This window comes from Chryseobacterium contaminans (genome assembly GCF_001684955.1).
GTDB classification, from domain to species: Bacteria; Bacteroidota; Bacteroidia; order Flavobacteriales; family Weeksellaceae; genus Chryseobacterium; species Chryseobacterium contaminans.
This window is the reverse complement of sequence record NZ_MAYF01000179.1, coordinates 11,110-37,876: the sequence shown is the minus strand read 5'-3', so window position 1 is coordinate 37,876 and position 26,767 is coordinate 11,110. Positions and strand designations below refer to the sequence as shown.

Annotated in this window: 28 protein-coding genes; 18 read left to right on the top strand and 10 right to left on the bottom strand. The window is 35.5% G+C overall.

The features are described from left to right. The 3 genes from BBH99_RS11120 to BBH99_RS23155 all read right to left on the bottom strand — a co-directional run. The coding region (locus BBH99_RS11120) for an SH3 domain-containing protein (RefSeq protein WP_131799217.1) at positions 1–373 on the bottom strand (373 nt) is incomplete at its 3' end. Positions 374–459: 86 nt separating this feature from the next. Then, positions 460–1,107 (bottom strand): O-methyltransferase, encoded by a 648-nt coding sequence (locus BBH99_RS11115; RefSeq protein ID WP_066695506.1) that lies wholly within the window; start codon positions 1,105–1,107, stop codon positions 460–462. A gap of 135 nt (positions 1,108–1,242) precedes the next feature. Then, the gene (locus BBH99_RS23155; RefSeq protein ID WP_449384792.1) at positions 1,243–1,401 is read right to left on the bottom strand and encodes a CCPGW family putative bacteriocin; all 159 of its coding nucleotides are present in this window, start codon (positions 1,399–1,401) and stop codon (positions 1,243–1,245) included. A 137-nt stretch (positions 1,402–1,538) separates the two neighbouring features. Here BBH99_RS23155 and BBH99_RS11105 point away from each other — a divergent pair, with 137 nt between their 5' ends. After that, entirely contained in the window at positions 1,539–1,820 is a 282-nt protein-coding gene (locus BBH99_RS11105; protein WP_066695501.1) for a hypothetical protein, read from the top strand. Between the two features lie 56 nt (positions 1,821–1,876). On the opposite strand, the gene BBH99_RS11100 is transcribed toward BBH99_RS11105, so the two are convergent. Together BBH99_RS11100 and BBH99_RS11095 are read right to left on the bottom strand one after the other, a co-directional pair. Further along, a complete protein-coding gene (locus BBH99_RS11100) occupies positions 1,877–4,372 on the bottom strand; it encodes a M1 family metallopeptidase (protein WP_066695499.1) in 2,496 nt (831 codons plus the stop codon). A gap of 211 nt (positions 4,373–4,583) precedes the next feature. Next, positions 4,584–5,417 (bottom strand): OmpA family protein, encoded by an 834-nt coding sequence (locus BBH99_RS11095; RefSeq protein WP_066695497.1) that lies wholly within the window; start codon positions 5,415–5,417, stop codon positions 4,584–4,586. Positions 5,418–5,504: 87 nt separating this feature from the next. Here BBH99_RS11095 and tilS point away from each other — a divergent pair, with 87 nt between their 5' ends. From tilS to BBH99_RS11065, 6 genes are all read left to right on the top strand, one after another. Continuing rightward, entirely contained in the window at positions 5,505–6,854 is a 1,350-nt protein-coding gene (tilS, locus tag BBH99_RS11090; RefSeq protein ID WP_066695495.1) for a tRNA lysidine(34) synthetase TilS, read from the top strand. After that, complete coding sequence (locus tag BBH99_RS11085) at positions 6,844–8,913, top strand: protein-disulfide reductase DsbD family protein (protein ID WP_066695508.1); 2,070 nt, start codon at positions 6,844–6,846, stop codon at positions 8,911–8,913. Before tilS ends, BBH99_RS11085 begins: the two co-directional genes overlap by 11 nt. 254 nt (positions 8,914–9,167) lie before the next feature. Then, entirely contained in the window at positions 9,168–9,689 is a 522-nt protein-coding gene (locus BBH99_RS11080; protein WP_066695490.1) for a biopolymer transporter ExbD, read from the top strand. Positions 9,690–9,761: 72 nt separating this feature from the next. After that, positions 9,762–10,544 (top strand): alpha/beta fold hydrolase, encoded by a 783-nt coding sequence (locus BBH99_RS11075; RefSeq protein WP_066695489.1) that lies wholly within the window; start codon positions 9,762–9,764, stop codon positions 10,542–10,544. 4 nt (positions 10,545–10,548) lie between these two features. After that, positions 10,549–11,361, top strand: coding sequence for a hypothetical protein (locus BBH99_RS11070; RefSeq protein WP_066695488.1), 813 nt, complete (start codon positions 10,549–10,551; stop codon positions 11,359–11,361). 44 nt (positions 11,362–11,405) lie between these two features. Next, a complete protein-coding gene (locus tag BBH99_RS11065) occupies positions 11,406–12,209 on the top strand; it encodes a patatin-like phospholipase family protein (RefSeq protein ID WP_066695487.1) in 804 nt (267 codons plus the stop codon). Between the two features lie 75 nt (positions 12,210–12,284). On the opposite strand, the gene BBH99_RS11060 is transcribed toward BBH99_RS11065, so the two are convergent. Continuing rightward, entirely contained in the window at positions 12,285–13,289 is a 1,005-nt protein-coding gene (locus BBH99_RS11060; RefSeq protein ID WP_066695486.1) for a DHH family phosphoesterase, read from the bottom strand. 234 nt (positions 13,290–13,523) lie between these two features. On the opposite strand from BBH99_RS11060, the gene rpmH reads away from it, so the two are divergent. After that, entirely contained in the window at positions 13,524–13,682 is a 159-nt protein-coding gene (gene rpmH, locus BBH99_RS11055) for a 50S ribosomal protein L34 (protein ID WP_002976260.1), read from the top strand. A 154-nt stretch (positions 13,683–13,836) separates the two neighbouring features. Further along, a complete protein-coding gene (locus BBH99_RS11050) occupies positions 13,837–14,547 on the top strand; it encodes a cell division ATP-binding protein FtsE (protein ID WP_066695485.1) in 711 nt (236 codons plus the stop codon). Between the two features lie 29 nt (positions 14,548–14,576). Here BBH99_RS11050 and BBH99_RS11045 read toward each other — a convergent pair whose 3' ends face one another. From BBH99_RS11045 to BBH99_RS11035, 3 genes are read right to left on the bottom strand one after another with little or no spacing between them, the layout of a single operon-like run. Next, positions 14,577–15,281, bottom strand: coding sequence for a tRNA1(Val) (adenine(37)-N6)-methyltransferase (locus BBH99_RS11045; RefSeq protein WP_066695484.1), 705 nt, complete (start codon positions 15,279–15,281; stop codon positions 14,577–14,579). Continuing rightward, positions 15,281–16,735: a sensor histidine kinase gene (locus BBH99_RS11040; protein ID WP_066695482.1), complete on the bottom strand. Its 1,455-nt coding sequence runs from the start codon at positions 16,733–16,735 to the stop codon at positions 15,281–15,283. The genes BBH99_RS11045 and BBH99_RS11040 overlap by 1 nt, the downstream gene beginning before the upstream one ends. Position 16,736: 1 nt before the next feature. Continuing rightward, the gene (locus BBH99_RS11035; protein WP_066695480.1) at positions 16,737–17,321 is read right to left on the bottom strand and encodes a riboflavin synthase; all 585 of its coding nucleotides are present in this window, start codon (positions 17,319–17,321) and stop codon (positions 16,737–16,739) included. 48 nt (positions 17,322–17,369) lie between these two features. Here BBH99_RS11035 and pdxA point away from each other — a divergent pair, with 48 nt between their 5' ends. The 9 genes from pdxA to rocD all read left to right on the top strand — a co-directional run bounded on the left by pdxA (position 17,370) and on the right by rocD (position 25,639). Continuing rightward, the gene (gene pdxA, locus BBH99_RS11030) at positions 17,370–18,461 is read left to right on the top strand and encodes a 4-hydroxythreonine-4-phosphate dehydrogenase PdxA (RefSeq protein ID WP_066695479.1); all 1,092 of its coding nucleotides are present in this window, start codon (positions 17,370–17,372) and stop codon (positions 18,459–18,461) included. 84 nt (positions 18,462–18,545) lie between these two features. Beyond that, a complete protein-coding gene (locus tag BBH99_RS11025; RefSeq protein ID WP_066695478.1) occupies positions 18,546–19,076 on the top strand; it encodes a YceD family protein in 531 nt (176 codons plus the stop codon). 67 nt (positions 19,077–19,143) lie between these two features. After that, entirely contained in the window at positions 19,144–19,347 is a 204-nt protein-coding gene (gene rpmF, locus BBH99_RS11020; RefSeq protein ID WP_002976251.1) for a 50S ribosomal protein L32, read from the top strand. Between the two features lie 127 nt (positions 19,348–19,474). Then, the gene (accB, locus tag BBH99_RS11015) at positions 19,475–19,957 is read left to right on the top strand and encodes an acetyl-CoA carboxylase biotin carboxyl carrier protein (RefSeq protein WP_066695477.1); all 483 of its coding nucleotides are present in this window, start codon (positions 19,475–19,477) and stop codon (positions 19,955–19,957) included. An 84-nt stretch (positions 19,958–20,041) separates the two neighbouring features. Next, the gene (gene accC, locus BBH99_RS11010) at positions 20,042–21,397 is read left to right on the top strand and encodes an acetyl-CoA carboxylase biotin carboxylase subunit (protein ID WP_066695476.1); all 1,356 of its coding nucleotides are present in this window, start codon (positions 20,042–20,044) and stop codon (positions 21,395–21,397) included. Positions 21,398–21,547: 150 nt separating this feature from the next. Then, complete coding sequence (locus BBH99_RS11005) at positions 21,548–22,138, top strand: Crp/Fnr family transcriptional regulator (RefSeq protein WP_083188812.1); 591 nt, start codon at positions 21,548–21,550, stop codon at positions 22,136–22,138. Between the two features lie 56 nt (positions 22,139–22,194). Further along, a complete protein-coding gene (locus BBH99_RS11000) occupies positions 22,195–23,316 on the top strand; it encodes an FAD-dependent monooxygenase (protein ID WP_066695474.1) in 1,122 nt (373 codons plus the stop codon). Positions 23,317–23,553: 237 nt separating this feature from the next. Then, positions 23,554–24,102 carry a YdcF family protein gene (locus BBH99_RS10995; protein WP_066695473.1) on the top strand — a complete coding sequence of 183 codons (549 nt, stop codon included), beginning with the start codon at positions 23,554–23,556 and terminating at the stop codon, positions 24,100–24,102. 286 nt (positions 24,103–24,388) lie between these two features. Next, on the top strand, positions 24,389–25,639 hold the full coding sequence (rocD, locus tag BBH99_RS10990; protein ID WP_066695472.1) for an ornithine--oxo-acid transaminase: 1,251 nt from the start codon (positions 24,389–24,391) through the stop codon (positions 25,637–25,639). On the opposite strand, the gene BBH99_RS10985 is transcribed toward rocD, so the two are convergent. After that, positions 25,636–26,721: a glycosyltransferase family 4 protein gene (locus BBH99_RS10985; protein ID WP_066695471.1), complete on the bottom strand. Its 1,086-nt coding sequence runs from the start codon at positions 26,719–26,721 to the stop codon at positions 25,636–25,638. The genes rocD and BBH99_RS10985 overlap by 4 nt on opposite strands. Positions 26,722–26,767 lie beyond the last annotated feature (46 nt).

Here is a 26,767-nt window from a genome sequence, read left to right as displayed (position 1 = left end):
TAAGAAATTCTTTAGCAGTAAGAGCAATACTCTCCCTCACATCATGGCTTCTCCTTGAGGCCACCACAGGAAATTCCACTTCAGATCCCATAGATAGCAAGGTTTTACCATCATTCATTAATACAGAAGAGAAATCTTCAGTTACCACAGTAACTTTTCTATTGGCCAATTCTTCATCAGTCACAGGTTTCAGTTGCTTGGTATCCATCCATCCTTCATAACCATCATAATGCATTTTTATTTTGGTCCAGTTCTTATTAACTTCCAAAATATCTGCACTTTCCCCAAACAATATTTCTGTAACAATCTCTGCCCTGTCAGAACCTTCTGCACGAACTGGTGCCACTGTTACGATACAAATTCCTTTATTCATTTTATTCATTTAGAAATTAGGAAAATTAAGAGATTTAGAAACTACATTACTGGTTCATTTCTAAATCTCTTAATCTTTTCATTTAATTACTTCCTGCGAAGGAAGTTGACTCCATCCCGCAAAGGTAAAATAAGATTTTCAAAATCTTCGTCTTTTGCTGCTAAATCATTCAATTCCTGAATAGACTGTGTAGATTTCAACTTTGGGTTTTCTTCCAATACTTTTCCATACCACAGGACATTGTCAAACATCACTACTGATCCTGACTTTGTATGGGGTTTTAACAGTTTGAAATATTCTGCATAATTTTCTTTATCAGCATCTACAAAGATCAAATCAAAAAACTCGTCTGTTTCTTTCAAAAATTCTTTAGCATCCTGAAGTTTAAAATCAATCTGATGAGCATATTCGCTGGATTCGAAATATTTTTTGGGTAAATAAGCCAGATCTTCATTCACATCCAATGTGGTAATTTTACCATCTTTTGCCAGTCCTGAAGCCAAACATAAAGTAGCATATCCGGTAAATGTACCAATTTCAAGAACGTTTTTAGGTTGCAGCATTTGGGAAACAATTGTTAGTAATCTTCCTTGCTGATAGCCTGAAATCATATGAGGCTGTGTCGTTTTCTGATAAGTCTCCCTTCTCAGCTTTTTCAGAATTTCGGATTCTGAGGAAGCGTGTGCTTCCAGATATCTATCCATTTCAGGATTCTTTTCTTCAAAAAAACTCATACCATTTTAATTTAAACAAATTTACGGATTTTAAAACTTTTCTAACCCTTGGTTTTGCTCAATATAAGATACAAAAAAGAGAACAATTAATTGCTCTCTTTTTCTTAGGTATATCCAAATTTTATGTAAAAATCATTATATGGCTATACAATATTGTCTTATACCGGCACATACCCATCCTGGGCAACACTTTGTCTGTAGACTGGTACAAAATATCTGTGGATTACACCCTCTAACAGCTGCACCTTGTACAGTTTTCATTTCTCCTCTTGAAAGTTTTTTTGAATTTTTCATAATTATTTTGTTTAGTATTAATTTCCTACTCTTTAAGATTTTCGGACACCTCTATGTTATTTCCTTTTATGGAGATTTAAATATACGCATTATTTTCTTAATCAATAAATTACACCAAAATAAACTATTTTATAAAATTGGATAATTTCTATCTTCAGGGAAAATCCCATTCAAAATACCGTGAAAATACGGATGTTATTTCTGTGGTATTAGTGATAAGTTTGCAAAGAGAACGAAGGGGTAAAAACACTAGAAAACAAATGATTGCAGAAGATCAACCACAAACTAACCATGAGAATCAAAAAAACGCACTTCTGAAAAGAAGTACGCCATCTTCTGCAAAAAAAAACAAGACTGAATTATCCAATCATTTTTTACGACGAATTATTTCCCTTTTGAAAAAAGAAGAATTAATTTGATTAAAAAAATAAATCCCGAAGAAATTCGGGATTTGTTTTTAGAATACCTTACAAAGTTATTTATATTTAGTTATTATTTGTTTCAATACCGCAATCTGTTTACTAATGTTCTCCTGATTTTGTGGCTTGTTTTTTAAAAGTTCATTCTTTTTATTCAACCCTGCTTCCAATGCAGTATAAATTTCCTTTTTAATCTCAGCATCTTTTGTCAGTTCATTTTTTTCCTGATTTAAAACATTGACAATTCCCTTTGTTGCTGCTAAATCATCAGACTCCATAATTCTATTGAATCCTTCTTCTGCAAATTTCCCCAATACCGGATTACGTAGTTTTACCAATGGATAAAGAGCCACAATGGAGACCGTATATTGCATTTGAGAATCTATTTTGTTCTCAATAACAGCGGGAAGCATTTTAACAACCATATCCCTAGAGGCTTGTGAGAGATCTATTTTATTAGTCAGAGTTTTGACTTTTGAAGGATCTGTAGCCAAGATAGCAAGAAATGAATTAGCTTTTACTGCATTGGATACCTCATTCATTCCTTTTTCGAATAGTGGCAGGTACTTTTTATTTTTGGTCTTAGACAGAGCAGAAATGGCTGCTGCCTGCACCAACGTTTTTGAATCCTCAGCAGCTATTTTTTCAACATCCGCAATCAGATACTTATTTTGCTTCGCGTCTGTAAGATCCAATAATTCCAAGGCCTTAATTCTGATTCTAAAGAAAGGATCTTTTAAAGCTGCAGATAACAATTTAACAGATGCAGGATTATTCAAATCCTCCTTAATACCTACCAATGCTTTATAACGGCTTAAAAATTCTTTGGAATGAGTAAACTGAATCAGATTTTGTTCGGCCGTTTTTTTATCTGTAATTTCAGAAAGTAATACTCCATCAGCGTTAATATTAATCAAATCAGGCTTTGTGGAAACATTAAAATTAAAACTATTTTTTGCCTGAGCATTTACCCATACATTATACCGTACCGGCTTTCCATTATCATACACATCTATTGCCAAAGGAAATTCAAAAGGTTTTTCCTGTGATTGGTCAATCATCACTTCTACTTGTTTTTTAACAGGTTCAAAAGTATATGAATATTGTAATTTAGGATTTCCACTCCCATAATACCATTGATTAAAGAACCAATTCAGATCCTTCCCGGATATTTTTTCAAATGATAACCTTAATTGCTGAGCCTCTGCATTTTTATATTCATAGGTTTTTAGAAAATCTCTTATCCCTGCGAAGAAGGCATCATCTCCCAAATAGTTTCTCAGCATATGAAGAATTCCACCTCCTTTTTCATAGGATACTACATCAAAAGTATCTTCAGGAGAATCATAAGTAAATCTCACAAGATCTTTTTTAAAATTTGAAGGACTATTAAAATATTTATTGACATTCGATAGTAAATGATAATCTGCCTGGTCTTTCCCATATTTATATTCATTCCAGAGATATTGGGAATAATTTGCAAATGACTCGTTCAGGGTAAGATTACTCCAGCTCTCTGCAGTTACCAGATCCCCGAACCAATGATGGAACAACTCATGAGCAATATATTCTTCCCATTTATTTTCATCAATTAATTGTCCTGGCTTCTGCATTACGCCCATATTATGAATAGTAGCAGTCGTATTTTCCATGGCTACACTTGGATAGTCTCTTCCGGTAATCTGTGAATATTTGGGCCAGGGATAATCATAATTTAGCTTCTTAGAGAAAAATTCCATCATTTCAGGAGTATTTCCGTAGATCTGTCTGGCATAAGGCTCATATTCCTTTTCTATATAATAATCTATCGGAACATTCCTCCATTTATCTTTTACAACACTATATTCTCCTATCCCCATAAAGAAAAGATACACCGCATGCCTTTTCTCCATTACCCAATGATCCGTTCTCATATTACCAGGCACTTTTTGGGACTCTTTTAAAATACCATTAGAAAGGGTAATATATTTGTCCGGAACGGTCATATAAATTTCCTGGGTAGTTTTTTGATTAGGTTTATCTATCGTTGGAAACCATACTGATGAGAATTCAGATTCACCATCTGTCCAGATCTGAGTAGGCTTATCAGAATCTTTACCATCTGCGTTAATGAAATAAAGCCCTTTCGCCGGACTTCCCTGCTCTTCTACTACATTAGGTCTGGAAGTATATTTGATATAAACCGTATAATCCTGATTTTGTTGATATGTTCTATCAAGATTGATTCTAAGAATATTGTCACTGTAGTGGTATTTTAATGGAATACGGCTTCCTTCCCTATCCATTGCTATCTCATGAATCAACATACCTTTTGCATCCAGTATCAATGAATCTGATGGATAAAAATAGGGAGATGCTGTGAGCCACTCTTCTCCATTCATCTGTTCCTTCTGATAATCAAAATTAACTTTCAGTTTCGTATGCTTCAGTTCAGTACTTTTTGTATGGGTAGCTTTATATATTTTTTCTCTTCCGGAAGTCTCAGTTTGTGCAAAAGCCTTTCCAGATAAAGAGAAAACTAATAAACATACCGATAGAATATTTTTTTTCATATAACTATTATTTATTTTTAAACGTAAATACATGATAGGTGGTGGTAATCTTCTTTCTCAACAATATATCATCGACTTTCAAAAGACCATATCGATTTTATTTTCAATAAGTTGAATAATGTATTGAAAAGTTACATCTAAAAATCTCACAATTCATTATACAAAAAAAGATCCCGAAAATCGGGATCTTCTGTACTGTATTATTCAGTAATTATTTTTTAGGAGCAATATCCATCAGTTTCATGAATTCATCCAGCTTAGGCATAATGATGATTTCTGTTCTTCTGTTTTCTGCTCTTCCGGAAACACTCATGTTAGTAGCTTTCGGGTTGTATTCAGAACGGCCTCCCGCAGTAATTCTTGCAGGATCTACACCAAACTGAGTTTGAAGAACTTTCGCAACAGAAGTACCTCTTAATGCAGAAAGATCCCAGTTATCTCTTGGCAGGTTTGCAGAATTTAACGGTGCATTATCGGTATTTCCTTCAATCAATACTGAATATTTATCATAATCATTAATAACCTTCGCTACTTTACCTAATACTTCCTGAGCTGCAGGCAAGATATTGTAATCTCCTGTTTTGTATAACATTTTATCTGAAAGAGAGATCATTACCACTCCTTTCAATACTTTCACCTGTACATCTTCATCTGATACATTATCTAAAGATCTCTTCAGCTTATTAGACAAAGCAAGGTTTAAACTATCGTTCTTAGCATTGCTGGAAATTAACTGCTTGATATATGAGTTGGAAGCATTAATTTCTCCCACAAGCTTGTCAATATTAGCAGAGCTTTTTCCTGTATTGGAAAGACATGCATCCAATGATGATTTTAAAGCATCATGCTGGCTTTTTAATAAATTATTTTCACCTGTCAATGCAGAGTTCTGAGATTTCAAATCCTGAATTTCTCTCTGTCTTTCTCCGATATTTTCAATACACTGCTTATAGTTTGTGCTTAAGGCATCATACTGCTTCTTGCTCACACAAGAGGTCATCCCCAACGCCATTGCAGAAACCGCTAAAATTTTAAAAATCTTCATAAGTAATCATTTTTAGACTACTCAAAGTTAGGGAAATTCAATTGAATTATATGGATTATCTTTGTATAAAAGAAATTCTCAACACCTATGTTGAAAAAATCAAACTTCAGAAAACAATTAGAAAATCTTATTCACCAGCCTGAAAATCACACCTATCTTTTAGCAGTGAGCGGAGGTGCCGATTCTATGGTTTTAGCCTCTTTATTCCGGGATTTGAGAGATGAAAGCCAACATTCCGGATACCCATTTCAAATAGCCCATATCAATTACAAGCTTCGAGCAAAAGATTCGGACAGGGATCAAAAAGTGGTACAGGAATTTTGTGAGAAAAATCATATCATATTTAATCTGTATGAAGTATCGGAAAAGGATAGAAAACCGGAAAACTCTATTCAGCTTTGGGCAAGAGAGCTTAGATATGCTTTTTTTAAGGAAATTCAGCAAAGGGAAAAACTGGAATTTCTGGTTACTGCCCATCACCTGAACGATCAGTTGGAGACATTTATCATCAATCTTTCTAAGGCCGCAGGAATTAATGGACTGAGTGGTATCCCTGCCAATGACAATCATATTATTCGACCGCTTTTACCATTCTCTAAACAGGAAATCTATCAATTTGCAGACGAAAACAATATTGAGTTCCGGGAAGATCTTTCCAATAAAAAAAGTGATTATCTGAGAAATAAGATCAGAAATGAAATTGTTCCGAAATTACAGGAAACTAACAATCATTTCCTGGAAAACTTCAAAAAAAGTTCTTCTTATCTGAATCAGACCAAGGATTTTGTCCAAAAACAGATTCAGGAGATAGAAAATAAACTTACTGTATTTAACCAAGACCATAAAATCTTATCAAAGGAAAAGCTGGATCAGGAAAGCGATTTTGTCAAGTTTGAGATCTTAAAAAAATATGGATTTAATCAGGAAGAAGAAATCCCTAAAATTTTTAAGGCAGAAAATAACAGCTCTTTTTTTTCAAAAGACTATCAGTTGGTTGTTAACAGAGATGAATTAATCTTTATCAAAATCAACAAAAAAACTGAAAATACAAACAAAATTCTCCTGATTGATGATTTTGATTTTTCAGAAAGCCAGATCAGGATCAACCTTCAAGATTCTATGAAAGACATTGATGGAATCAATAAAAATATAGAGTGGAATTTTGATGCTGAAAAACTTCAGTTTCCATTGTATTTAAGAAAACAGCAGGATGGTGATGAATTTTACCCGATGGGTTTTTCAGGGAAAAAGAAAGTTTCTAAATTTTTTAGGGACGAAAAATTATCTATTTTAGCGAGGCAAAAAATTTGGATATTGTCTGACAGTAATAATTCCGTACTTGGAATCATCCCTTTCAGACAGGATAGAAGATATGCAAAGGATGAGAAAACAGAACGTATTCTCAAAATTTTTAATGAAACGAAAAATGAAATGTAGAAATTGGTTTTTATTAATTCTACTCTTTTTAGCAACAGGAATTAATGCGCAGATTAAAAATCCTGTAAAGTTTAAATTTACCATCAACGATCTGGGCAATAACCAGTATGAAGCGGTTTTAAATGCCACCATGGAGAAAGGCTGGCACATTTACTCCAAAGACCTTCCTGAAGATACAGGAATCCCTACGGAATATAAAGTTTCAGGAAAAAATATTGAACTGATCGGGAAGTTCACTGAAGTAGGTAAGAAACATGAAGAATTCTCTGAAGCTTTTGGAGGAACTATTGTTTTTTATTCTAATACGGCTGGTTTTAAACAGAAATTTAAGCTAAAGGACCCTACAAAACCGGCAGACGTAACATCTGAAATTACATACCAGACTTGTGATGACAGGGTTTGCCTTGCACCGAATACCCTAGAGTTCAATCAAAAGGTTACTCCAAAAGGAGCTACAGAGGAAACTACCCCTGAAGAAACTACAGAACCAGCAAAGGATTCTGTAAAAACGGTTGAAACAGTTACTGAAAACCCAACCAAAACAGCAGTCACAGTTGCTGAGTCCTCAACTCTGGACCCTAAACAACTGAAAATTGAAACCTTGGACTTCAAAAAGCCATTAACAGACTGCGGAACTGCTTCTACAAAAGTAGATGAGAACTACTGGACTTATCTATTCTTAGGTTTTATCGGAGGGTTAATTGCCTTATTAACTCCGTGCGTCTTCCCGATGATTCCATTAACGGTTTCATTCTTTACGAAAGGAAGCAAGGATAAAGCAAAAGGAAAAAGAGATGCCTTGATCTATGGTTTTTTCATCCTGCTTATTTTCGTTTTATTGAGTATTCCTTTCCACATTATCGACGGGATTGCAGGAAACATCTTCAATGAGATCTCTACAAGTGTATGGCTGAATATTGCCTTCTTTATTATATTTATCTTTTTTGCCGGGAGTTTCTTCGGGTATTATGATATTACATTGCCTAGCTCTATTGCCAATAAGTCCTCAAAAGCTGAAGAAGCTGGTGGTATCATCGGTATTTTCTTTATGGCTTTAACGCTGGTAATTGTTTCTTTCTCTTGTACAGGACCTATTCTTGGAAGTTTATTAGGAAGTGCCGTAACGGGTTCTTCAAATGTTCCAATGCTGCTGACATTTGCCTTGGCTGGATTTGGTTTAGCATGGGCTATCATTTTCGGACTATTGGCTTTATTCCCACAAGCATTGCAAAGTCTTCCGAAATCCGGAGGATGGATGAATACTGTAAAAGTAGTATTAGGGTTCGTAGAATTAGCTTTGGCTTTAAAATTCTTATCAAAAGCAGATCTTGTATCGAAGACTTTCTTCTTAAAAAGAGAACTTTTCATTGCCATCTGGATCATTGTTGCTTTAGGTTTGGCTTTATATCTATTCGGATTAATCAGATTTCCGCATGATGATAAAAAACCTAAAATTTCAATTACAAGAAAAATATTAGGAGTATTAGGTTTCGGTTTTGTGATCTATCTGATCCAGGGATTCATTCCATCCGACCGTCCAAAGCTTCAGTTATTAAGCGGTATTCTGCCTCCATTGAATGTAAGTTATTTCCATGATGAAAAAGATGGTATTTTAGGAATGCATCCAGAACACGATTTCTTTAAAGCAGTAGAAATTGCTAAGAAGGAAAACAAACCTATCTTGATTGACTTCACAGGCTATGGTTGTGAAAACTGTAGAAAAATGGAAGAGTTCGTATGGAGCGAACCGGATATTTTACCAATTCTCCAGAATGATGTTGTCCTTGCTTCTCTGTATGTAGATGATAAAGAAGAGCTTCCTGAAGATCAAAAAACAAAGATTGACCTTGGAGACGGACAAATCAAAAAAGTGAAAACAATTGGGGACAGATGGAGCTTATTCCAGCAGGTTAATTTCAATAATAACTCCCAACCACACTATGTTTTAATAACTCCTGATGGAAAAGTGATTAACACTCCTGTTTCCGGATATATGCCGAAGGAAGATTTCAAAAAATTCCTGGAATGCGGAGTGAATTACTACAAAAAAAGCAAATAAATCATTTTATATAAAATTTTAAACTCACACTTCTACAGTGTGAGTTTTTTTATTTCTGAAACCCAAGCAAATTATTCGGAATCAGCATATTCAACAACAGCTTTTAACATCATTTAAGTACAACTTTGCAACAGAAATGAAAATTTATTATATATTTTAAATTTTAGGCATCAACTTTGTATCAACTTTTCAAAATCACGATCGGATTTTCAAAGTTTTCATCAAATACCGTTTAACAATTTAAAATATGAATTATGGCCGAAGTAATCGCACAAGAAAAACAGGGCGGCAAGCAAAAGAAAAAATTAATCCGAGTAGATATGACTCCTATGGTAGACCTGGGATTCCTGCTGATAACCTTCTTTATGTTTACGACTAATTTTACAAAACCCAACGTGATGGATCTGGGACTTCCTGCGAAAGATCCCAACACCAGACCAATTGAAACTGTAATTGGAGATAAAAACCAGATTACATTTATCCTGGGAAAAGACAATCGTGTTTTTTATCATCAAAGCAATGCAAATGATTTAAATACAAGCAACTTAAAAGAAACTGATTTCAGTGGAATAAAAGTTTCAAAAATCATTTCCGAAGCATATAAAAACGCTCCCAAGCCGGAAAACTTCACAGTCATTATCAAGCCAACTGATGAAGCCAACTACAAAAATTTTGTAGACATGCTGGACAATCTGGCTATTGCTAAAAAAGAACGCTACGGAGTGACAGATATCAAACCTTGGGAAACAAAGGTTTATAAAGAATTAACTCAATAAAAGAGAAAGGGCATTTTTAAAATGCTCTTTTTTGTTTACATTTGAAAGGTTAACCTATAAAATTTTGGAATCATGCTGAACTTTGAAAAAAAAGGAAATGGAAAAGAAACGTTAGTACTCCTCCATGGTTTTATGGAAAATCTATCCATTTGGAGTGATATGGAACCTCATCTTTCCAAAGATTTCTCACTCTTAAAAATTGACCTTCCCGGGCACGGACAATCTGAAATACTGGAAGAAGTTCACACCATGGAACTTATGGCCGATGAAGTAAAAAAAGTATTGGATAACCAGAATATAGAGAAAATACATTTATTAGGACACTCCATGGGCGGATACACTTCTCTTGCCTTTGCTGAAAAGTATCCTGATTCATTGAAAAGTTTAACCCTCTTCTTCTCCACTTATTTTGCAGACGACGAAGAAAAGAAACAACAGCGCATCAAAAGTTACAGGATTATTAAAGATGCTTTCGCCCATTATGCCAGAGCAGGAATCCCAAATCTGTTCAATCCCAATGAAAGAGACATTCTGGAAGGGAAAATTGAAACCGCACTGGAAACCGCACTTTCTACAAATAATATGGGAGCTCTTGCCTGTGTAAAAGGTATGGTGGAAAGAACAGACAAAAAACACATTATACAAAATCTGGAAGCCAAAATTTTAGTATTAGCCGGAAAACATGACAATGCTGTAAAAACAGAGACCACAATTAAAAATCTTCCAGACAGAACAAATATCAAATCTTATGTATTAGACTGCGGCCACAACGGCCATTGGGAAAAACCAGGCATCTGTGCGGAAATTATCAACACAGAACTTTTACACAATCTTCCTAAAAAATTAGTATTGTAAAATCATGAGAACAGCCATTCTATCTATCCTTCTGCTTTCATTCCTAAGCTGTAAAAAGGAAAACCAATCCACTCCCGGCACTACATCAGCGGATACCACTCAAGTATCAGCTCCAAAAACCGATACTATAGCAACCGCTCAGCCTAAGCAGGAAATATTTAATTTCGGAACGGAACTCTGTGATAACAAAGGATATTTTGACAGTAATAAATACTCCAGAAAAGAACTTGAAGACACTTACAAACTTTGGTTTGAACTGAGTGGTTCATTGTTGGATACTCCTTTCGTCCACAACCTCAAAGACCTTCATGAAATAAGAAACAATAAAGATCAGATTCTTGCAAAACTGGATAAAGATTTTACAGAAAAGAAAAACCAGATCATGAATCTGAACGTTGTTAATATCCCTTATTGGCAAGACATTAAGAGGAAAAGTTATGAAGCACTTGTTCAGTCTTATGAGATGGAAAAAATTCAGATCAAGGCTTACTCTGACCCTTCAATTCTTCTTAAAAACAATGCATGTTCTAATTACTCTAAAGCATTAAATTCAACGGATGAACAAATGTTTGCAGAATGGAAGAAACTCAGAGAAAGCATGAGCAAAAATAACAGTGATCCACAACGTATTATCAACCAGTTTAACGAACAGCTTAATTCAGCAGACAAAAGAGATTATGCCATTATTGACCTGATTACTTTTGGCTGGGGGAACTGTGCTAATGATAAGGTACAAAGAGTTTCCCACGATGAAAAGATGAATAATGAATTCAATGCTCTTTTCATTAAGATTGATTCTGAATGTGATGAGCCCTAAACATTGAGAAAAATCCTGTATATTAGTAAGGTATAATTTTCTCAATGGGAATATTCTCGTTCAAAAAAAAGACACCACCGAAACCTCCGGTTATCGGACTTACACTTTCAGGCGGCGGAATGCGTGGAATTGCACATATTGCCGTTCTAAAAGCCCTGGAAGAATATAATCTTAAACCACATATCATTTCAGGAACCAGTGCCGGCTCTATCATTGCTGCTTTTTATTCGTTTGGGAAAACACCGGATGAAATGATAGAAATCGTAAAGCAGACTTCTTTTTTTTCAAGATCTGCCCTGAAATTGTCAAAAAACGGAATCTTCAGTTCCAATTTTATTTTAAAGCTCTTCAGAGATTATTTCCCCGAAGATAATTTTAATATCCTGAAAATACCGGTTTATGTAGCTACTACAGAAATGACACACGGAATTGTTGATTTCTTTTCTGAAGGCGAGCTTTTCACACCGCTTTTAGCTTCATCAAGCGTTCCGTTTATCCTTCCTCCGGTAAGAATAGGTGAAAAAATATATGTAGATGGCGGTGTTCTTGACAATCTTCCTATTGAACCCATTATGGATAAATGCGATTTCCTTATTGCCTCTCACGTCAACTCAATAAGCTATGATGAATTAAATAAAATGAGCCTCATGAAAGAATTCGATAGGATTCTCCATTTAGCCATTGCAAAATCCGTCTATTCCAAGGTGAAACACTGCAATATATTTCTAGATCCGCCCAAAATGACAAAATACAGCCTTTTCAACAAGAAATATATGGACGAAATGTTTCAGCAGGTATACGAATATACTTGTATGGAACTTGAGGAAAAAGGGTATAAAAAAGGTTGAGAGTTTGAGTGTAAAAGAGTTTGAAAGTATATCAAATTTAATTTACAGTATTTTCTTTAGCCCACTCCCACTGTTTTACAAGTTCTCTTCTATTAATCTTGCTTTGAATATTTCTATAGTTCCTGGCAAAGAATCCATTGATTTACCTCCTGCAGCATTAATATGCCCGCCGCCATTAAAATATTTTCTGGAAAACTGGTTCACATCCACATCATCTTTACTTCTGAATGAGATCTTAATAAAATCTTCATACAAATCTTCCATAAAGAAGGCAGACATTTTCACCCCGGCAATACTTAATCCGTAATTTACGAAACCTTCCGTATCTCCTTTCTGGAAACCAAATTCTTTAAGTTCATTTCTGGTAAGGCTTAAAATAGCTACCCTGCCATCATTCACCACCTCTATTCTTCCTAAAACCAAAGCAAGCAAATGAAGACGGGAAACCGTATTGGTATCCCAGGTATTGGAAGTAATCATCGCAGGATCTGCGCCTTTTTCTATTAAATTGGCAATAATTCTATGCGTAGTAGCACTGGTTGAACGAAAACGGAAGCCACCGGTATCAGTCATAATCCCTGTATACATACATTCTGCCATATCCTGATTCACCAGTTTTTCATCATCCATCGCTTCAATGAAGTGATAAATCATCTGTGACGTGGCAGGAATTACCGTATCTGAGTATACAAAATCAAATGGCTCCGGCTGTTGGTGGTGGTCAATAAGAATTTTCTTTCCCTGAGCCTTTACCAGCCAATCGCCCAATAACCCGATTCTTGAAGGAGAATTAAAATCAAGGCAGAAAATAACATCTGCAGCCGCAATCATATCAGCAGCCAGTTTTCTTTTATATTCTGCAATAATCACTTTTTTAGCTTCTGGCATCCATTTCAGAAACTTTGGAAAATCGTTAGGAACAATCACCTCAGCAAAGATTCCTTTTGCCTTTAAATAATGTTTCAATCCCAGGCTGGAACCAATAGCATCACCATCCGGATTATAGTGGGTAAGAATAACTATTTTGTTTTCAGGTGTTAGTAATGTATTGATCTCTAAAAGTTCTGCTGGTGTAAACATCTTGTGTTTATTTTCGTTAAAATTAAAGTTTTCAAAGATAGAGCTTTTATATAAATCATTTAAATATTATTTTTGCATCCTGAATTTAGTTTCCAATCAGGCTTTATAAGTATCTGACTGGAAAACATTAAAGATAATTTTAAAAAAAGATCATTAAAGTTTGTAACTTATAAAATTTTATATATCTTTGCAACCTGAAAATTAATAGATTAATTACGATTTAAACATATAGTAATGAGTAAAAGAACATTCCAGCCATCAGAAAGAAAGAGAAGAAACAAACACGGTTTCAGAGAAAGAATGTCTACGCCAAATGGAAGAAGAGTTTTGGCTGCGAGAAGAGCTAAAGGCAGAAAGAGATTAACTGTAAGTGCTGCACGCGCTAAGAGATAATTTCTATATTATCATATACAAAACATGCTTGAAGAGTTTCTTTTCAGGCATTTTTTGTTGTTAAAATTTATTAAAATTAGAGTCAGATAGACTTCTTTTTTCTATTTTTAAAGATTGAAAATTTTTTGTTAGAAATAGCCTTTAAAATTAAATTATGCCACATACAAATATCTCCGGAGACAATATTATAAGTTTACAACACGCAAAAATTGCCCAAAAAAACTTTACTGTTCTTTCTGATGTAAATCTTAACATTAAAAAAGGTAGATTTTGCTACCTTATTGGAAAAACAGGTTCCGGAAAAAGTTCTCTTCTGAAAACGCTTTATGGACACATTCCATTAGCATCAGGACATGGAGCCGTGGTAGGATTTGATCTGGCTAAGCTAAAACCATCCGACATTCCCAATCTAAGAAGAAAATTAGGGATTGTATTCCAGGATTTCCAGTTACTTTCAGACAGAACCGTTGAAAAGAACCTTAAATTCGTTTTGGAAGCCACTGGATGGAGTGATAAAGCAAAAATGGAAGACAGAATCAATGAAGTATTGGGAAGTGTGAACATGAAGAGCAAAAAGCACAAAATGCCACACGAACTTTCCGGAGGTGAGCAGCAACGTATCGCGATTGCAAGAGCCCTTCTTAACCACCCTGACCTTATTCTTGCAGATGAGCCAACAGGAAACCTTGACCCTGAAACTTCTAATGAAATCATGACCTTATTAAAGCAGGTTGCTCTTGAAAACGGAGCCGCTGTAGTAATGGCAACCCATGATTACCATATGATCCAAAACTTCCCTGGTGAAGCTATCAGATGTGAAGACGGAAAAGTATCTGTTTTAGATACTGCAGAATTATTTGAATAAAAGGAGTTAGAAATTACAGAAATACTGTTCTAATTCCCATTCTCTTTAAAGACATGAAACTCCTTGGTGAGTTCAAGATATTGGTCCGAGTATTTTCTCGGACTTTTTTCTATTATAAACTCAGATTCCAAAAGTTTTTTTTCTATGGGAGAAAACTCTAAAACCAATCTTTTTGTTTTGGAATTTTCAATCCCTTTGATATTGATTCTTCTGGTCAGAAACAGGTTATTTTCTTCAGCTATTAAAATAAAGATCTCTCCTGCTTCCACCGGGATAATTACTGAAAACAGTCCATTTTCAGATAAAATCCGGGCAGATTGAGCAATAAGCTGCCTGAAATTCAACTCTATCGTTTGGCGTGCAATTTTGTCTTTATCAGATCCGGATTCTTCAAAATAAGGAGGATTCGAAACAATCAGATCAAACTTTTGTTCTGTTTCAAAAGTTTTAAAATCCTGATGAATGTTTTTCAGCCTTGCACGGAAAGGCGCATTTTCAAAATTAATTTTTGTCAATGCAACAGCATCTTCATTAATATCCAAGCCTAAAAAATCCGCCTGTAGATTCCTTTGGGCCAGCATTAATGAGATTAATCCTGTCCCCGTCCCTACTTCCAAAACACGAAAAGCAGATTCTACATCTGCTAAGGCACCAAGCAAAACACCGTCTGTTCCTACACGGAAGACGTCTTTGGATTGCTGGATTTCAAATTGTTTGAATGTAAAAGGCTTCACTATAAATTGGTAGGCAATGTAATGATAAATGTAGATCCCTTACCTACTTCGGATTTCACTGAGATCTCTCCTTTATAGTCTTCAATCATCTTTCTAACCATGGATAATCCAAGTCCCATTCCGCTGGTTTTGGAAGTGAAATTAGGCTCAAAAATTCTTTCATACATATTTTCAGGAATTCCTATCCCGTTATCCTGAACAGAAATAATGACTCTTCGCTGATGTTGCTCCACATCTACATTGATGATTAATTTCCTCTCATCACTTTCCGCCTGCTTGGCATTGGTGACAAGGTTGGTAATGATTCTGGACAGATAAATTCTATCCATATTAATCATGATATTACTTTTGTTGGCATGCATGAAGATACTGTCATCATTAAATACACGAAGAATATCTTCCACTTCTGTATTCAGATTGATTACTTCATTATTTTTTTCAGGAAGCTTGGCAAATTCCGAGAACGCAGAAGCTACGGTAGCAATCAAATCAATCTGATCCACCATTGTTTTACTCATCAGCTTCACTTTTTCCTTAATATTCGGATCTTCAGGATCAAATTTTCTTTCAAAATTCTGAATGGTAAGCTTCATGGGAGTAAGCGGGTTCTTCACCTCATGGGCAACCTGTTTCGCCATTTCTCTCCATGCTTCTTCAGAGGCTTTAAACCTTAACCTTTCTTTTTGATCCTGAATTTGAAGAATCATTCTGTTGTAAGCTCTTGCCAGAGCATTTAATTCATCATTCTTATAATACCTAATAGGACGCATTTCATTTTCAAATAATGTAATACGGGTAATCATATCAGAGAATTTTGTAATGGTTTTGGCCAGGCTATTGGAAGTTACCCAGCTTATCCAGATACTGAACAGGATCAGAAATATATCTACTAAAAGAATGTATTTTACATACTGATGCAATACTTCCAGATAAGCAGATTCATTATGATATAAAGGAATATAAACAATACCAATTGGCTCCAGCTCATTATTCTTCAATAAAAGATAGGAAGAGGTGAGCTTGGCATCTTTAGCAGCATCATATCTGGTCATATCAACCCTTGCATCCGTAGACAGGATTTTGTTGATAATTTCCATAGAAAGTGTTTTCTGATCTATCAGGCTTTCATCCTTATTAGACAGCAGGTAATTTCCTTTCAGATCATAAATAACAATATCATGCTGGTTAATATCTGCAATTTCAAAAATCTTATTTCCTAAAACCTTCGGCAGATCTTTTGTTTCTACCAATGTACGGCTTACGGCATAATCCAGATATCTCATCACTGCATTGGTTTTCTCCTGCATATCGATATTACTCTGCTGCATGGAATTATTTCTCAACACAAAATAAGGAACCAGTGATGTTGCCACAACACTTAAAAAGCATACCAGTAAGAAACCGAAAAACACACGGTTCCTTAAGCTATATCCTTTATATTTATTTAACGACATTCTACTTTTTAATTAACCTAGCAATATACTTACCAATGATATCAAATTCAAGATTCACTTTATCACCAATTTTCAGGTGTTTCATATTGGTAAATTCCCAAGTGTAAGGAATGATAGCTACAGAAAACTGAGCATCTTCACTTTTTGCTACGGTTAAACTGATCCCATTAACGGTAATAGAACCTTGAGGAACGGTTACAAAATTTCCATCAGCTTCATATTTCATGGTGATAAAATAGCTTCCGTCTTTATTTTCGATTCCTACTACCTCTCCTGTTTTATCAACATGCCCCTGAACGATGTGACCATCAAGTCTTCCATCCATTTTCATGCAGCGCTCAAGATTCACCATACTTCCCACTTCCCATTTTCCAAGGTTGGTTTTTTCAAGGGTTTCGTTGATGGCGGTTACTACATATTGATTATCTTTAATCTCAACTACAGTAAGGCAGCATCCATTATGTGCCAGACTCTGATCGATTTTAAGTTCGTTTGTAAAAGGGCATGACAGGGTGAAATCTATGTTGCTTCCTTTCTCTTCAATCTTTTCAATAACACCAACTGCTTCAATAATTCCTGTGAACATATTATTTTTTGCTAAATTTGTAAATTATAATCTTCAAAGATAATCAAAATGAGCCCAAAAAACCATAAAGTACGAGTAGGAATTTCAATCGGTGATTTCAACGGCATCGGTCCGGAGATCATCATGAAGTCTCTGAAAGACAAAACCATTACAGATTTTTTCACTCCTGTAATTTTTGGTTCGGGAAAATTATTCACTTATCAGAAAAACATTTTCAAGCTGAATCTTAATTTCAACTATGTTAATGAAGCGTCCCAGGCTCAGGCCGGCAAGCTGAATATGGTAAATCTTACCAAGGAAAACGTAAACGTTGAATTGGGCATTCCTACAGAAGAATCTACCAAAATGGCTATTGATTCCCTGGAAGCAGCTACTGAAGCTTTGATGAAAGGAGATATTGATGTTTTGGTAACCGCTCCTATCAATAAGGATGAAATGGTAAAAATGGGCTTTAAGCACGCCGGACATACCGGATATTTTGAAGAAAAGTTTAGTAAAAAAGGATTAATGTTCCTCGTTACTGAAGATCTTAAAGTAGCTGTATCTACCCATCATATTCCTATTGCCAAGGTAGCTGAAAATATTTCCAAAGAAAAGATCAAAAAGCAGATCAGGGTGTTGAACCAAACCCTTATTGAAGATTTCTGCATTCAGAAGCCAAAGATTGCTGTACTAGGATTAAATCCGCATGCAGGAGATGGCGGAGTGATCGGAAGTGAAGAGATTGAAATCATCAGCCCGGCTATTCAGGAACTTTCAGATAATGGTATTCTTGCATTTGGACCTTTCCCGGCAGATAGTTTCTTCCAACCAAACAAATACAGAGATTTTGATGCGGTCCTGGCCATGTACCACGATCAGGGATTAGCTCCGTTCAAGACATTAGCCTATGAAGAAGGGGTAAATTATACCGCAGGACTTCCCTTTATCAGAACTTCTCCGGATCATGGAGTTGCGTATGATATTGCAGGGAAAAATGTTGCCGATGAACAAAGTTTTATGGAAGCTATCTTCACTGCAATCAAGGTTTTCAAGAACAGAAGTGAATACAGCGAACTGATGAGCAACCGCCTTCAGCCTAGAAAAATGGCTGTTGATAACGGAATTGACGAAGATCTGCCTGAGGAAACTGAAGCATAAACCGTTAAAACAAATTTTAAATTAATTTGTTTTAGATTTTATTTGTTATTATAAAAAAAATGCATATTTTTGCACACTCATTTTATGGACAAGTTAAGAAACTATGACATAAGCTTTTCCGGACTTAAAAACGGAAAACACGAGTTCAAGTTTGAGATAGATAAAACGTTCTTTCAATTATTTGACACTGAGCAGGAATTTACAAATCCTAGAATAGAGGTGAATGTCTTATTAGACAAACACACTACTTTTCTGGAGTTTGAGATTAAAATAAAAGGTTTGGTTGAGTTGGTTTGTGATATTACAAATGAAGATTTCGACTATCCTATTGAGAATGAGATCAAGATTCTGGTGAATTTCGGGGAAGAATATGATGACAGCAATGAAGATGTTATTACCATTCCTACCGGAGAGCATGCTTTCAATGTAGCCCATTTGATTTACGAAAATGTAATGCTTTCTATCCCGATGAAAAAGATTTCACCGAATGTAAGTGATGAAGATATCAAAATTCTTGACCAGTTCAGTCCGAAAAATATTGAGGAAGCTGAAGAGGAAGAACATGAAAGTGATCCTAGATGGGATGCTTTAAGAAAATTAAGAGACAATAATTAAATAGAATAATTTAAATATGATGAGATGATGAATCTCATCGCTCATCAATTAAAAAAGTTATTAGAAAATGGCACATCCAAAGAGAAGACAGTCGTCTACAAGAAGAGATAAGAGAAGAACTCACTACAAAGCTGTAGTTCCTCAATTAGCTAAAGATGCAACAACAGGAGAGCTTCACCTATACCACAGAGCTCACTGGCATGAAGGAAAACTTTACTACAGAGGTAAAGTAGTATTGGAAAAAGAAGTAGCTGCTACTGAAGAAAACTAAGAGTCGCTTTTCATCGAAAAAGCCTCATTTTAATACAAAAACCGCCTAATTTTGATAAAATTTGGCGGTTTTTTGTTGTTTTTTGCGTTTTTTTGGTATCTTTGACACCAAATCAAATATCAAATTTATGGACATTAAAGACATACAGAATCTTATCAAGTTTGTATCTAAGGCTGAAGTTTCAGAAGTGAAGTACAAAACTAAAGATTTCGAAATCACTATTAAAACTCCATTAGCTGGAAGCGAAGCTGTTTATGCACAACCTGCAGTATACCACACTGCTCCACAGGCAGTAGCTGCTCCGGCACCTGTTGCAACTCCTGCTGCTGCACCTGCAGAAAAGGCTGAGGCTGCATCTGATGATAGCAAATATGTAACAATCAAATCTCCAATGATTGGAACATTCTACAGAAAACCATCTCCGGATAAAGATGTATTCGTAAATGTAGGTGATGAAGTTTCTGCTGGTAAAGTAGTTTGCGTAATTGAAGCAATGAAGTTATTCAACCAGATTGAATCTGAAATCAGCGGAAAAATCGTTAAAATCTTAGTTGACGATGCTACTCCGGTAGAATATGACCAACCATTATTCTTAGTAGATCCATCTTAATTAAAATATTGATTAATGATGATTGATAATTGATGATAAAGTCAATTTCAAATTTCAAATTTTCAAATTTCAAACCGTATTAAGATGTTCAAAAAAATATTAATAGCCAATCGTGGCGAAATTGCAATGCGTATTTTACGTACTTGTAAAGAAATGGGGATCAAAACCGTTGCAGTATACTCTACTGCAGATAAAGACAGTCTTCACGTAAGATTTGCTGATGAAGCGGTTTGTATCGGTCCTGCGATGAGCAAAGACTCATACCTTAAAATCCCTAACATTATTGCTGCTGCGGAAATTACCAATGCTGACGCAATTCACCCAGGTTATGGATTCTTATCTGAAAATGCTAACTTTTCAAGAATCTGCCAGAAGAACGGAATCAAGTTCATTGGAGCTTCTCCTGAGCAGATCGAAAAAATGGGAGACAAAGCGAATGCTAAAGCTACCATGAAAGCAGCTGGTGTACCTTGTGTACCTGGTTCTGACGGATTAATTGAATCTTATGAGCACGCTGTAAAAATTGCTGAAGAAACCGGATATCCGGTTATGATTAAGGCAACTGCCGGTGGTGGTGGTAAAGGGATGAGAGCTGTTTGGAAAGCTGAAGACCTTAAAGATCACTGGGAATCTGCTATTCAGGAAGCTGTAGCAGCCTTTGGAAACGGAGGTATGTATATGGAAAAACTGATTGAAGAGCCTAGACACATCGAAATTCAGGTTGCAGGAGACCAATTCGGTAAAGCTTGTCACCTTTCTGAAAGAGATTGTTCTGTACAGAGAAGAAACCAGAAGTTAACAGAAGAAACTCCTTCTCCGTTCATGACTGACGAACTTCGTGAGAAAATGGGTGAGGCTGCTGTAAAAGCTGCTGAGTTCATCGGATACGAAGGAGTAGGAACTATCGAATTCCTTGTAGACAAACACAGAAATTTCTATTTCATGGAAATGAATACAAGAATCCAGGTAGAACACCCTATTACTGAGCAGGTAATTGATTATGACCTAATCAGAGAACAGATTCTTCTTGCTGCAGGAACTCCTATTTCAGGAATCAACTACTATCCTAAATTACATTCAATCGAATGTAGAATCAATGCTGAAGATCCTTATGCAGACTTCAGACCGTCTCCTGGAAAAATCACAGGATTAAACATCCCTGGCGGACACGGAATCAGAGTAGATACTCACGTTTATTCCGGATATACAATCCCTTCCAACTATGACTCTATGATTGCTAAGCTTATCACTACGGCTCAAACCCGTGAGGAAGCGATTGCCAAAATGAGACGTGCTCTTGAGGAATTCTATATTGAAGGAGTAAAAACAACCATTCCTTTCCACAGACAACTCATGGATAATGAAGATTATCTTGCAGGAAACTACACTACAAAATTCATGGAAGATTTTGTAATGGATAGAAAATATGATAATCACTAAAAATTATCATTCATATAAAAATAAGGCGTCTGAAAGGGCGCCTTATTTAGTTTTATAGTATCTCTTAATTTAATAAAGCAGGAAAATTTATTTTTGTAACTACAAAAGATAAAGCTTGTTGTAGTATCAGTCAAAATTAACATACAAGAGATGACATCAGCAATAAAAGAGAAACTAGCAGAAACACTCCAAATTACTATGGAGCGTGCGGAGGAATTTTTGGAAATTTGCTATATCGTAACTTATGATAAAAGCCAAATGATAGAACCTAAAAATGGAGTTTTTGACCGTTTGGGACTCATTGTGAACGGCGCTGTCCGGATTTATTACATCAATGAGAAAGGTGAAGATATCAGCTATCTATTACAAGTGAATAATGATGTTATTGGCGATTATGCAAGCTATATCACCGGAAAAAAATCAGTGGCGGTTATAAGGACTCTTCTAAAAACGGAAGTTTTATATTTTGATAAAAAAGATGTTGAGATTTTAATTCAGAAAGATGCCTTTTGGATTGGATTGGCAAAACGCATATCCGATTTAGCTTTTTTGGATGCAAAACAAAGGCTGGACGAGCTATTTTTTTATACACCTGAAGAACGCTATCTCAATCTCTTGAAAAAGTCCCCAGAAATCCTGAACAAAATTCCACAGAAATACATTTCGTCTTATTTAGGGATTACACCACAATCACTGAGCAGAATTCGGAAAAGAATTTACACATTCCAGAAGTTAACTTAAGTGAACGTTTTTAGCTTTTTTGCTCTTTAATTTTGTCTCATATAAATGTAATCACAATGAAAATAGCAATAATCGGTGGCGGAATTGGCGGTTTGACAACAGCTTTAGCTTTACAAAAAAATAATCTGGATATTACCATTTATGAAAGTGCACCCGAAATAAAACCTGTAGGGGCAGGAATTATCATGGCCAATAATGCAATGCAGGTTTTTGACAAACTTGGCATCCGCCATAAAATCGAAAAAGCAGGTCATAAAATTTCAACTATTAAAATTACTGATCCACAGCTCAAAGCCTTATCGGATGTACAACTGAATACATTTGAACGTAAATATGGGGTATGCAATATTGCCATTCATCGTGGTGATTTGCAAATGATTCTGGCTAAGGAAATTGGTTTTGAAAACATTATCCTTTCCAAACGTTTATCCAAAATCGAACAAGGAAACGGTTACCAACTCACTTTTGAAGACGGAAGCTTGGCTAATGCAGATGCAGTTATTGGTGCAGATGGAATTAAATCGGTAGTGCGGCATCAAATTTTAAACATTGGAAAGTTAAGATCGTCCAGACAGAAATGTTGGCGTGGTGTTAGCCAATTTGACTGGACTGCAAAATACAATCATCAAGCCTATGAAGCATGGGGAAAAGGCAGACGCTTCGGCTTCGTGAGAATTAATGACCAACAAGTCTATTGGTATGCTGTGGTTAACGAGAACCTGGTTAAAAATCCGAATCATCTTGCAGAACTTTTTACAGAATTCAATCCAGAAGTTCCCAAAATGATTTCCGAAACTCCCAAAGAAAAAATATTTGTCAACGACATTATCGATTTGGAGCCCATTTTTCACTGGCAAAAAGACCGTGTTTGTTTGATTGGTGATGCAGCCCATGCAACAACTCCCAATATGGGACAGGGTGCCTGCCAGGCAATTGAAGATGCCTATGTTCTTGGAAAGCTTTTTGGTGAAGGGAAAAACGTAAACGAAGTTTTCACACAATACGAAAAGCTGCGTATGAAAAAGGCGCATTACATCGTCAACACGAGCTCTACTATTGGTAAGATTTCTCATTACGAAAACAATTTGGCTGTTTGGCTTCGCAATACTTTATTAAAGGCAACGCCTAGCTCTGTCAACGAAAAGCAAATGGAAAAAGTGTTTGATCTTTCATATTAAAAGCAACTTATAATTAATTATTGAACATAGTCACAAGTGCTTTAAAATAAGTTTCTCTTCTTCCCGATCCTTTCATGTTTTTAATTATTGTTTCCATCAATTTTATATCTTTGATGTGTAATATTTTTTTCGACTTTATATCTTAATTTTTTTTAAAAGAATAATTGTAAAACACAATTATTCCATTTATAAACCGAAGATTTTTTATTCTGAACGTTAACGATAGATAAAAATAGAGTGAAAATTATCATCAAATACATTCTCATTACAGGGTTCTCCTGGTTTATTATCCATTCTTTATACATTACTTATGATGGATTTAAAAATACTGAGCAAAAAGCAGATCTTGCTGTTGTCTTTGGGAATAAAGTAAATGAAGACGGAAGCCTTTCTTCACGCCTGCAGGCAAGACTGGATAAAAGCATTGAACTCTATCAGAAAAACCAGATCAAAGAGATTTTAGTAAGTGGAGGTTTGGGTAAAGAAGGATATTGGGAAGGTACTGAAATGAAAAAATACCTGATTAAAAATAAAATCCCTGCAGATAAGATTCTTGTGGATAACTTTGGGGATAACACCGAGAAGACCGTGATCAATACCCTTAAGATTGCTGATAGTATGAAGTATAAACGCATTATTTCTGTATCGCAGTTTTATCATCAATCCCGAATAAAAAAACTGTTCAGAGAACATCATTTTAACAATATTGAAACCTCAAGTCCTGAATATTTGGAATTAAGGGATTTCTATTCAGTTTTCAGAGAGTTTTTTGCTTATTATTTATAGCTCCGGCAATATCGTTTGATATCCTGCCTAAACACCATCATCCTGACCAAGCAGCAATCCAATATTGGAGAAAGATATGATAGCTAAAAAATATAGAATTAACTGCTCAACATAACTTTCATGTTCGTAAAGATAGAATACCTGCAACAGTTTATCCGTTAAGAAAATATTTTCCGTTACAGGTTTATTTCACCTCAAAATACACTTTAATTATAGCCTTATACTCTACTCTATTTTTGTTTAGGGGTCTCATTAATATTGTGTAAATTTGTAAAAAACCAACAATATGTCAACAGCAGAACAAACAAAAAACTCACAGTATTTTATTGACCTTGAAGACAAACATGGAGCGCATAACTATCACCCTCTGCCAGTAGTTCTGGACCGTGGAGAAGGTGTTTTCGTTTGGGATGTAGAAGGCAAAAGGTATTATGATTTTCTTTCAGCATATTCTGCTGTAAACCAGGGGCACTCGCATCCTAAAATTGTAGGTGCATTGGTAGAGCAGGCTCAAAAACTGGCTCTGACGTCAAGAGCATTCTATAACTCTAAATTAGGAGAATACGAACAGAAAATCACTACTCTTTTCGGGTTTGATAAGGTATTACCCATGAATTCTGGAGCTGAGGCAGTAGAAACGGCTGTAAAATTGGCCAGAAAATGGAGCTATGAGGTAAAAGGAATTGCAGAAAACGCTGCAAAAATCATCGTTTGTGAAAACAATTTCCACGGAAGAACTACTACTATTGTTTCTTTCTCCAATGATCCTGATGCTAACCAAAACTACGGACCTTTTACACCTGGATTTATCAAAATTCCTTACAATGATATTGCAGCTTTAGAAGAAGTATTAAGCAGAGAAGCAGGAAATATTGCTGCATTCCTTGTAGAGCCTATCCAGGGAGAAGCAGGAGTATATGTTCCGGATGAAAACTTCCTTAAAAATGCATCTGAACTATGTAAAAAGCACAATGTACTTTTCATTGCTGATGAAGTACAGACAGGGATTGCAAGAACAGGAAAACTGATCGCTTGCCACCACGAAAATGTGCAGCCGGATATTTTAATTCTTGGAAAAGCACTTTCAGGAGGAATGTACCCTGTATCTGCGGTATTGGCCAATGATGAGATTATGAATGTGATTAAACCGGGACAACATGGTTCTACATTCGGAGGAAACCCAATTGCCTGCGCAGTAGCTGTAGCAGCATTAGACGTAGTAGCAGAAGAAAAATTATCTGAAAGAGCAGAAGAGCTTGGTCAGATTTTCAGAGCTGAAATCAATAAGCTTATTGAAAAAACAGATCTTATTACCAAAGTAAGAGGAAAAGGACTTTTAAATGCAATTTTGATCAACGACACTCCGGAAAGTTCTACTGCATGGAACCTTTGTTTACAGTTAAAAGAAAACGGACTGCTTGCCAAGCCAACCCATGGTAATATCATCAGATTAGCACCACCATTGGTAATTACGGAAGAGCAATTATTAGATTGTGTAAAAATTATTGAAAAAACTATTCTGGAATATAAAGCTTAGTTTTTCTTCAAAACAGATTCATAAAACTTAAGATAATTATTGGACATTGCGGTATAACTATATTGCTCTGTCCAATTTTTTATTTCCTGGCTCATTGCTTCTTCATTGCTATAATAAAGATTCATTTTCTCCTGGAACAGCTTAGCCATTGCTTTGGGTTCAAAACTGTCAAAATAAAAAGCCTTATCTCCTCCTATTTCAGGAAGGCTTGTATAAGTTGAAAGAAACACGGGTTTCCCAAAAGCCATCGCTTCGATAGGCGGGATTCCGAAGCCTTCTGCAATAGAAGGATGACACATCGCCTCTGAATGCTGAATTACCGCATATTTTTCTTCTTCTGAAAGATTTCTAAGAAAATGAACTCTTTGTTCCAAATGCAGTTCTTTAATCCTCCTTCTCACTTCATCGGCATAAGGAGGTTTCTCATCGGAAGCAATAAGGACGAGATCTTCTTTTATATAAGGAAGCATTTCAACTAGCGTCAACTGATTTTTCTTGTTAAAAAGTACACCAATATTCAAAATATACTTCTTACCTTTTAAATAACTGTATTTTCCAAGCTGATATTCCCTGTGCTCAGGAAGCTGAATACCATTGTGAATAACCACAACATCTTTAAGTTTTGTAAAATTGAAAAGCCTTTTATTACGGATAAAGCTTTGCTTCGCATACTCAGAAATACAGACAATATAATCTGCATTCTTTACATTGCTCCTGACTTTCCCAAGCATTCTCCTCTTTTTTGAATCGGAAAGGTTCTCGTATAAAAAATTCAAATCATGGAGTGTCACGATTTTTAAAGTGCTTTTATAATTTCTATGAAAATAAGAGGATAGCTGGTGACTCACATGAATGAGATCAAATTCACCGCTGAAACGCTCGAAAAATCGATGTGTTTTATTCCAGAAAACACAATTTGGCTTAGGCTCAAATTTTTCAAGCTGTTCTTTTTTACCGAAAAAAAATATATCAAACTTAGAATTCTTCTCCTGCAATCCTTTTGCTAGATTTCTGAATACATTCGCAATCCCGGAATTAGGATATCGGAGGCGTTCAAGATCGATCAAAAGTTTCTTTTTCATATTTTTTTTGCAAATATATATTTATTATTTTTGTTTAAAATTTTGG